4 protein-coding genes are annotated in these 9855 nt (G+C 33.6%); 1 reads left to right on the forward strand and 3 read right to left on the reverse strand.

Annotated elements, in window-relative coordinates; translation table 11 throughout:
- Positions 1–11 precede the first annotated feature (11 nt).
- Together A5893_RS11720 and A5893_RS11725 are read right to left on the reverse strand one after the other, a co-directional pair.
- Positions 12–1538, reverse strand: coding sequence for a RagB/SusD family nutrient uptake outer membrane protein (locus A5893_RS11720; protein WP_068822758.1), 1527 nt, complete (start codon positions 1536–1538; stop codon positions 12–14).
- A 19-nt stretch (positions 1539–1557) separates the two neighbouring features.
- Positions 1558–4644: a SusC/RagA family TonB-linked outer membrane protein gene (locus A5893_RS11725; RefSeq protein WP_068822759.1), complete on the reverse strand. Its 3087-nt coding sequence runs from the start codon at positions 4642–4644 to the stop codon at positions 1558–1560.
- A gap of 329 nt (positions 4645–4973) precedes the next feature.
- On the opposite strand from A5893_RS11725, the gene A5893_RS11730 reads away from it, so the two are divergent.
- Positions 4974–7877, forward strand: a complete 2904-nt coding sequence (locus tag A5893_RS11730) for a triple tyrosine motif-containing protein (protein ID WP_068822760.1) — start codon at positions 4974–4976, stop codon at positions 7875–7877.
- A gap of 201 nt (positions 7878–8078) precedes the next feature.
- Here the strand turns inward: A5893_RS11730 and pafA are convergent, their stop codons facing one another.
- Positions 8079–9740: an alkaline phosphatase PafA gene (gene pafA, locus A5893_RS11735; RefSeq protein ID WP_068822761.1), complete on the reverse strand. Its 1662-nt coding sequence runs from the start codon at positions 9738–9740 to the stop codon at positions 8079–8081.
- Positions 9741–9855: the final 115 nt, after the last annotated feature.

Below are 9855 nucleotides of genomic sequence, written 5' to 3' on the forward strand. Positions count from 1 at the left end.
ATATTTAATAGTTAATAACCTGGGTTTTGAGTCAAATTTGGATTTATATCTCTCTCTCCTTGTGGAATTGGCATATATCTATGTTTCTCTCCTACATTAGATTTCCCTGCCGCCTTCATAACGTTAATAAAATAATTAGGATCCGGATTTCTTAATAAATCAAACCAACGATGCATTTCAAAAGCGAATTCCAATCTTCTTTCTTTATAAATTGCAGTTAAATAATCTGCGGCGTTTAAACCAGAAGCTAATGCAGGTAATCCAGCTCTTGCTCTAACTCTATCGATATAGGGTTTTCCTAAAGAGGGACCGGCAGCTTCTGCATAAATTAATAGAATTTCACTATAACGCATTACTTGAATGTTAAGGGCAGATGTCCAACCTCCATTATCACCAGTTATATTGGTTATAGGTACAAACCATTTTTTGGTATTAAAGCCATTTGGAGAACCAATTAATGAAGAAGCCTGTGTATAATTAAGAGGTAATGAAATAAATTTATCTCCCGGAATCCACATACTTGGTCTTCTTCTTTTATCGATAATTGTACTGCTATCTGCAGGATTTGTGCGTTCATACTTATTAAACAAATCTAATGTTGGAATGCTAAAGCCATATCCAGAAGATTGAACGACATTTTGAGCTCTTGGGCCCATGAAAGTGTTTAATACATTTCCTGCGCCGTAAAACGAAAACTGCGCACCTCCACTTCTATATTGAACTTCAAAAACAGATTCTTTACCGTTTTCGTTTTCCAGTTTAAAATTATCACCGTAGTTTGTCCATAAGTCGTAACCGTATTGTGTTGCGTTACTAATGACTTCTAAAGATTTTGATGCTGCATCAACTTTGTTTCCTAATGTTAAATAAACTCCCGCCAAAACACCTTTTGCTGCACCGGCAGTTGCTCTTCCCTTATCCGATCCTGTATAAGTGTTTGGTAGTAGAGTTTCTGCTTGTTTTAAATCTTTAATAACTTGTGCATAAACATCTGCCTTAGGGCTTCTAGCGATGGTTCTTGCATCATCTAGTGTAATAGAATTTGTATATAAAGGCACATCTCCAAATAATCTTACTAAACTGTAGTAATAAAAGCCTCTTAAAAAATAAGCTTCGCCTAAACTTCTATTTCTAACGGCATCGCTAATTGTTGGGATAGTTGGTATTTTTTCTATTGCGATATTGGCCCTTTGGATACCTTGGTAACATTGACCCCAATAGTTGCCTATATTTGCATTAAACGAATTAACTGTGAAATTATCCAGTTCTAGTTCTGAGGCTCCATCACCACCACCACCACCACCTGTATCAGTGTCATCGCTCATGATATCTCCAACTTGCCACATATAGTTATACAATGACGTAAGTGGAGCATAAATTGCGTTTACCGCGGCAATAGCATCTGCCTCGGTTTGATAAAAATTATCAGTTGTAATTCTATCATTTGGTTGCTGAGTTAAGAAATCTTTTTTACAGCTGACCAGCGCAACAACTGCGGCACCGATCACTATATATTTGTTAATATTTAAAATTTTCATCTTTTTATCTATTTAATGATCAAAAGTTTGCATTAATACCAAGAGTGTACGTTCTCGCCTGAGGATAGTAGCCAATATCAACACCTCCTCCAACTTCAGGATCAAAGCCAGTATAATTAGTTATGGTAGCTAAGTTTTGTCCGCTTGCATAAATTTGGATTTTCTGAATTTTAGCAGATTTCATCCATTTTGCCGGCAATGAATAAGATAACCTTACATTTTTTAATCGGATGTAAGAAGCATCTTCTACAAACCTATCAGAAACTCGGTTATTTTGGTTTGGATCGTTTTGAATAGCCCTTGGGATAGAATTTGAAGTTCCTTCTCCTGTCCATCTTCCAATAAAATATTTAGAGTAATTTCCATTAGAAACCCCGCTTTCTGTATACCAACGATTAAAGTTTAAAACTTTATTACCTTCTGATCCTTGTAAGAAAACACTTAAATCAAAGTTTTTAAAAGTAAAATTATTGGTTAAGCCATAAGTAAATGTTGGTATAGAATTACCTAAATTGGTTCTATCTTCATCATTAATAATCCCATCTCCATTAATATCAACAAATTTGATATCGCCGGGAGCTGTACTTGTTGCCGTATTGGTTCCTGCCGTTTGAACAGCATGAGCAGCAATTTCCGCTTGATTTTGGAATATACCTTCGGTTTTAAAGCCATAGAAATAATTTACAGGATAGCCTTGTTCAATTCTTCTGGCTCCACCTGTAATTCTAGCAAAACCATTATTAATTGGAGAAGCTAGACCTAAGGATGTTAACTCATTTTTATAAGCCGAAAGAATTAGATTAGAATTCCATTTAAAGTTTGTTTTTTCAATATTAATGGTGTTTAAACTAAAATCAATTCCTTTATTTACCATATCTCCAGTATTAAAAGGAATTGGTTCATAAGTTCCAGAAGTTGCAGGAACTGGTACTCTAAATAATAAATCAAGAGATTTTCTGGTATATAAATCTATTGCAGTAGTAATTCTGTTTTTTAGAAAACCTAAATCTAGACCAACATTGAGTTGCTGATTTTTTTCCCAACCTAAATTTGGATTTGAAAGAGCAGTTGGAGCTGCACCAGTTACTAAACCACCATTCCCAGAATTGTCTCCAAATGCATATCCAATTCCGCTGTTAATTCCTGCTAAATAAGAAAATGCTGGAATATCTTGATTTCCTACAGAACCATAACTTAGTCTAAGTTTCAAATCACTTAACCAAGTATAAGATTTCATGAAATCTTCGTCAATTGCTCTCCAAGCAAATGAGAAGGCAGAAAAATCGGCGTATTTGTTTGAAGGTCCAAAGTTTGAAGATCCATCTCGTCTTACGCTAGCCTGAAATATATATTTGTTTTTATAATCATAACTTGCCCTGGCTACATAAGAAAGTAGTGTTGAGGTGCCATATCCATTAAAATTATAAGTTTCAGAGATGTTTTTAGCTGCATAAATATTATCATTAAGTACAGGGAAACCTAAAACAGTATAACCGCTTCTTCCAGCGCCCAAAGTATTAAAATTGTTTTCTTGAGCAGTAAATCCCGCTAATAGGCTAAAGTTATGATCGTTTATTTTTTTACTGTAATTAGCAGTGAATTCTCCTAAATAATTAGGACTAAAATTAGTTTGATCTGTCACCCCAGTTCTGATATTAGGCCTTGCGCCAGAAGAAGGGATTGCAGGATTATATCCTCTTAAACTTTGGGTTATAAAATCTAAACCTAAATTGGCTTTAAGGTTTAATCCTGTAAACAATTCATATTCGCCAAAAACGGTACCTGTCAATCTGAATTTTGTATTCAAAAACTGAGGGACTTCAAGATTATAAACCGGATTTGGCTCGTCAAAGCCATCAACACTTCCGTTACCGCCGGCATAAGTGCCATCAGGATTTCTTGCCTGAACAGTTGGCGGAGCGGTTAGGGCAAGAATAATTACACTATTAAAAGGATCATAAGTATTTTGAGGAACCTCTTTAGTACGAGACATTGTTAAACTGTTTCCTATTTTAAGTTTTTTGCTGGCTTGTAGGTCACCATTAAAACGAAGGTTAAATCTTTCGAAATTTGTGTTTTCTATAATTCCATCTTGATTAAAATATCCTGTAGACAAAGCATATTTAGCTTTTTCGCTACCACCACTAATATTAACAGCAGCGTTTGTCATGGCAGCACCTCTAAAAACTTGGTCTAACCAATCAGTTCCAGCGCCATAAGTTTGTTCAACTGCATTTGGATCTGCCAATTTTGGAATAGGATTTAATAAACTAGCTATTCTTGCTTCGTTATTGATGATCGCATAATCCTTAGCATTAAGTACTGAAGGTAATTTCCATGCTTGTTGATAACCTCTATAAATATCTGCATTAACAACAGCATCGCCAGCCTTGCCTCTTTTGGTAGTTATCAAAACAACACCATTAGAACCTCTTACTCCATATATAGAAGCAGCAGCAGCATCTTTAAGGATATCAATAGATTCTATTTCATTAGGGCTAAAAGAATTAAGTATATTATCAGAACCTTGATCTGGTAAAGGAAATCCGTCTAAGACTATTAATGGATTATTGGTTCCTGTAACAGAAGAAATTCCACGGATTCTTATTGCAGTACCGCCAGTACCACCCGGAGCTCCTGAGTTTTGAACAATTGTAACACCGGCGACTTTTCCTTGCAAAGCCTGAGCGGCATCTGCCACAGGGCGAGAAGAAATGTCTTTCGCTGAAATTGAGGAAATTGAACTAGAAACGGTTGTTTTTTGCTGAGTTCCGTAGCCTATTACCACAACTTCTTGTAAGCTTTTATTATCTAAAATTAAAGAGACATTAATAACTGACTTACCATTTGCATTGATTTCTTGAGTTACGTAGCCTAAGTAAGAAAAAACAAGGGTTGATTGTGGATTTGGTGCATTAATAGCATAATTACCATTAACATCGGTTTGCGTTCCGCCAACAACGCCTTTAATTCCAATGCTAACACCCGGCAGAGTAATTCCGTCGGCATCGGTAACTTTTCCTGTAATTTTTTTTTCTTGCGCTTGTAATCTTACAGCACAAAAAATTGAAAACAGGAGAAAAACTAGAGTAATTTTCCTTTTCATATTAATTTATTGGTTAATAATTGGTTAAGCCGATATGCCAATCTGTAGGAAGATTATTCTATCGACAATCAAAAGTAAAAACTCTAAATCAAAAGCAAGCTACGGGAAACTACTATAATAGCTGTACAAGACGCAAAGCCAGTCTAAAACTCCAATTTCATTACTACATTACTACTACATGTTGTGATTTTAGCTTATTACCCTATTAATGATTCTTAAAACAAATTATTATTTTAATTCTTTTAATAGCTTAAGTATAGATTTAATAACGCAAAAAATTTATATTACTATTGTACATTAAACCAAATTATAGCATCTAATTTTTATTAATGAAGCAAACGATTAGTATTTTCTTTATTATATTTTTTATTGGTTATGCCCATGCTCAGATTGGAATACCAGAGATAAAAAACTTTAGCTCTGAAGATTACAAAGGGGGCACTCAAAATTGGGAAATAGGGCAGGATAAAAGTCAGATAATGTATTTTGCCAATAATGAAGGATTAATAACCTATAATGGAAAATACTGGCATAATTACCCACTTCCAAATAAAACGGTTGTTAGGTCTTTTAAAATTGATGAAGACGGCAAAATATATGTTGGTGGTCAGGATGAGATTGGGTACTTCTTTCCTGATGCTAATGGCGTTTTAAAATATCATTCTCTAAAAAGTTTAATTCCAAAAAATGAAAGACAACTAGAGGATATATGGGACATAGTAATATTAAAAAAAGAAATTTATTTTAGGACAAATTCTAAAATTTTGCTGTTAAAAAACGGCGTTTTCAGCATCTATAAAAGCGACGCATCTTGGGAATATTTGGGATTGGTCAATAATCAAATATATGCCCAGGATATTGCCAGAGGGTTGTTAGCTTTTAAAAATAATACTTGGGAAACCATTGCGGTTCCTAATAATTTTGAAGAAGCATCCATTACCTCAATTTTACCTTTTAGCGGAGACAGCTTATTAATGACATCCAATAAGAACGGTATTTTTATCATTAGTAGAAACGGTATTTCTAAAATTAAAAGCCAAGACCAATATGTTTTTAGCAATAGTAGAATTTACGATGCTGTAAAAGTTAATAGTAATCTATATGCTTTTGCTACTGTTTCTTCGGGATGTTTGATTGTAAATAAAAGAGGACAAATAGTTCAAAAATTTACTTCCTCTGAAGGGCTGCAGAAAAATAACCTGCGATGTATTTTTCAAGATAAGAATCAAAACCTATGGTTAGGTTTAGATGATGGAATTGACTTTGTGGCATTTAACAATGCAATCAAATATATTTATCCCGATAAAACTAAGCAAACCAGTTCTTACGCTACAAAAATAATAGATAATAAATTATATGTAGGTACATCAAACGGCTTATTTAATGCTAATTTAAATATCCAAAATAAAGATATTTCCTATTCTAACGAACCTTTTTCCGAAACGGCAAGCATTCAAGGACAGATTTGGAATCTAAATATTCTTAACAAAAAGTTGTTGATTTCTAGCGAGGAAGGAGCTTATGAAATTTCTGACTCAAAGATAAAATCATTATATCGCTTACCTGGAACATGGATGTTTGAGCCGCTCTCTGCTTACTCGCCAAGTAAAGAAATTGTAGCAGGAACATATAATGGATTGGTTTTTTTAAACTATTTAGAAAATGGGCAGTTTTCGAATAAACGAGAGATAACTGGAATCAATGAATCACTACGTTTTCTTGTATATGACTCAAGTACAGATGCAATTTGGGCTTCGCATCCTTACAGAGGGATTTATAAGTTTAAATTAAATGGTTCTAAAACAGACATTTTAGAAAAACAACTTTTTACCGTTAAAGACGGCTTGCCTTCTTCATTAGGCAATTATGTGGCGAAAATAAAAAACAGAATTGTAGTTGCAACCATTAAAGGTATTTATGAATTTGAGGAACAAGAAAAAAAATTCACGCCTTCAAAAACATTTAAGCCTGTTTTTGGCAATATGAATGTACAATATTTTAAAGAAGACCAATATGGTAACATTTGGTTTGTTAGTAACAAACATGTTGGTGTTGTAGATTTTAACAGGAAAGAAAACGGCAAGGGCTTTAGTATCATCTATTTTCCAGAATTGACCTCAAAAGTACTAGCGGGATTTGAGAACATATATCCTTATAATCAACAAAATGTATTTATAGGTGCAAATAAAGGGTTAATTCATATCAACTATCTAAATTATGTTAAAAACATAAAACAATTAAATGTAAACCTAACACTAGTAAAAATATCAGGAGAAAAGGATAGTATTTTATTTGGGGGATATTTTTTATCAAAAAATCATGTTAGTGAAAAACAAGACGATAATCAAAATATATCGCTTAAACACCAATATAATTCTCTTCATTTTGAATATTCATCTACACTTTATGAACAACAAAACAATATTGAATTTAGCTACAAACTCTCTGGTTTTGATAATAAATGGTCAGAATGGAATGCAAAGAGTGAAAAAGATTATACAAACCTGCCGCCTGGAGGATATGAATTTTGCGTTAAGGCAAGAAATAATTTAGGTAGTGAGTCTGCTGCGGTTACTTACAAATTTACTATTGCACCAGCGTGGTATCAAACTTGGATATTTTATCTTGTTTGTTTTTTAATGGTTTGTCTTATTATTTATTTACTAATACAAAGGCAAAAGCGCAAACATTTAAAAGAACAAGAATATTTAAGAAAAACTCATTTGCTAGAAATAGAGCATAATGAAAAGGAGATTGTTAAACTGCGTAATGATAAGCTTGAAGCAGATGTTAATTTTAAAAATAAAGAACTTGCTACCGCAACCATGCATTTAATGCAACGGGGAAAATTAATTTTAAAAATAAAAGAGGAGTTATTACCTATTGTTAAAACGGAAAATATCGAAGAAAGCCCTGAAGAGTTTAAAAAAATACTTAGTCTAATTAAAGATGCGGAGAGAGCAGATAGTGATTGGGAACATTTCTCTGTCCATTTTGATCATGTTCACGCAAATTTTTTATCGAAACTGAAAGAACAAATCCCTTCATTGAGCGCAAACGATTTAAAACTTTGCGCATATTTAAAAATGAATCTTACCTCTAAAGAGATTGCTCAATTGATGAGCGTTACTGTAAGGGCTGTTGAGGTAAGCAGATATCGTTTGAGAAAAAAATTAGATGTAAGTACTGATACTAATTTGTTCAATTATTTAATGGAGATTACTGGAAATTAAATGGCAACTTATTAATGTTAAGATTAGGGATTTTCACTGTGTGAAGTGTGTTCTTTAGCAACAGCAGTAAAGTCTATATCTATAATTAAGATTAAAAAGGATGATTATAAAAAAGGAGGTTAAAAAACCTCCCTTTATTATAAAACATTAATCAAAAAGCTTTATTCAGAAAACTACGTAACGTTAAAAATTCCACAGAAATTACTTCTTCAAAACCTCTTCTATAGGTAAACCAATATTACCGCTAGGTTCTTGAATATGCAAAAGAGCGGCTAAAGTTGGGGCAATATCAGCCATACTTGTTGGCCTATTTAACGAGCCTTGCTTTATTCCCCAACCCATAAATACTAATGGAATGTGCGTATCATAAGGATTCCAAGTGCCATGAGTTGTACCTGTTTCTGCAATACCTTGAAAATAACCTGGTTTTAGTAAAATTTGGATTTCACCACTTCTCTCTCTATTATAACCATTGATAATCCTGGTTTTTAAAGCATCAGGGATAGGAGAAACAGCTGCATTCTCCATGTCTATGGCATAAGCTACCCCATCTTGATCTTGCAAATAATCAACACAGGCTTTTTTTATAGCATCAATATCTAAGTTCTTTTCTTTGATTAATTTATTGTTAAAGTTTACTTGATAATTATTAAAACTCAATATTAATTTTGGTTGATTAAACTGCTTTTGTAATAAAGCGTTAAGGTCTTTTAATATAGTTCCCCCGCCCCATAAACCAGCAGGAATATTATGATCCATCAAAAATTGTCGGTTATGTGCAGCGCCATGATCTGCAGAAAGAAAAACGGTGTATTCGCCTTTGCCAACTGTTAAATCCAAATAACTTAAGAAATCTGCTAAGTCTTTATCTAAACGCAAATAAGTGTCTTCAGTTTCAACAGCGTTAACACCATATTGGTGCCCTACATAATCTGTAGAAGATAAACTTAATGCTAAAAAATCCGTTTGATCGTGTTTGCCCATTTGCTCGTTAGCGATGGTTTCTTTTGCAAAATCTAAACTGATAGAGTTGCCATAAGGCGTGTTTCTTATAGCGCCATATGAGCCATTCAAAAATTTAGAAGTAAAATGAGGAAAAACAGGAGCCGTTTCTCCTTTCATCTTTCCTTCATAAGGCGTGTTATCTGCTGTGCTTTGTAAATAAGTATCTAAGGGATAAAGCGTATTCCAATCTTGTTTCAAATACTTTTCCGCAAATTTTTGGCTATTAAATGTGTTTACCCAAATTGGTAATTCCTTCATGTAAAATGTACTGGTTATCCAATTTCCTGTCTTATCATCAAACCAGTATGCTGCATCTGCGGCATGGCCGGCAGGTAAAATTCCACCACGATCTTTTAATGCAATTCCTATTACTTTAGATTTAAAGTTTGTAGCTAATTTTAATTCATCAGTTATTGTGCTTGCTAATAAATTCCTTGGAGACATTTCGCCAGCGGTAGATGTGCTTCCTACGGTTTGTACAGTAGAATCTTCTGTACAATACATAGATTTCCCTGTTTTTTGAATGATAAAATCGTTACCCGCAATACCATGAATTGCCGGCACTGAACCAGTATAAATTCCGCTATGACCTGCCGCTGTTACAGTTGGCACATAAGGGATTTGAGTGTTCTCACAAGTGAAACCTTCTCTTAACAGCCTATTAAATCCGCCAGTTCCGTATCTATTAGCATATCTATATAAATAATCCCATCTCATTTGATCTACCACAATTCCAACTACTAATTTTGGACGGGCAGGAGTTGAGATATTCTGTGAAGTTGCAGGTTTCTTTTTTTGTGCCGAACTTATAATAGGAATAAAAAGAATTGCAATGAATAGGATTTTAAATTGCTTCATGTCTTGATTTTTAAGATTGTCAAATCTAAGGTTTCTTTATTTTAATATAAGAGGTTAACTGAAATGTTATGTTTAAGAAACATTAATTTAATTTGGTATTGTTCTTTTGCCACTA

Source organism: Pedobacter psychrophilus, assembly GCF_001652725.1.
GTDB classification, from domain to species: domain Bacteria; phylum Bacteroidota; class Bacteroidia; order Sphingobacteriales; family Sphingobacteriaceae; genus Pseudopedobacter; species Pseudopedobacter psychrophilus.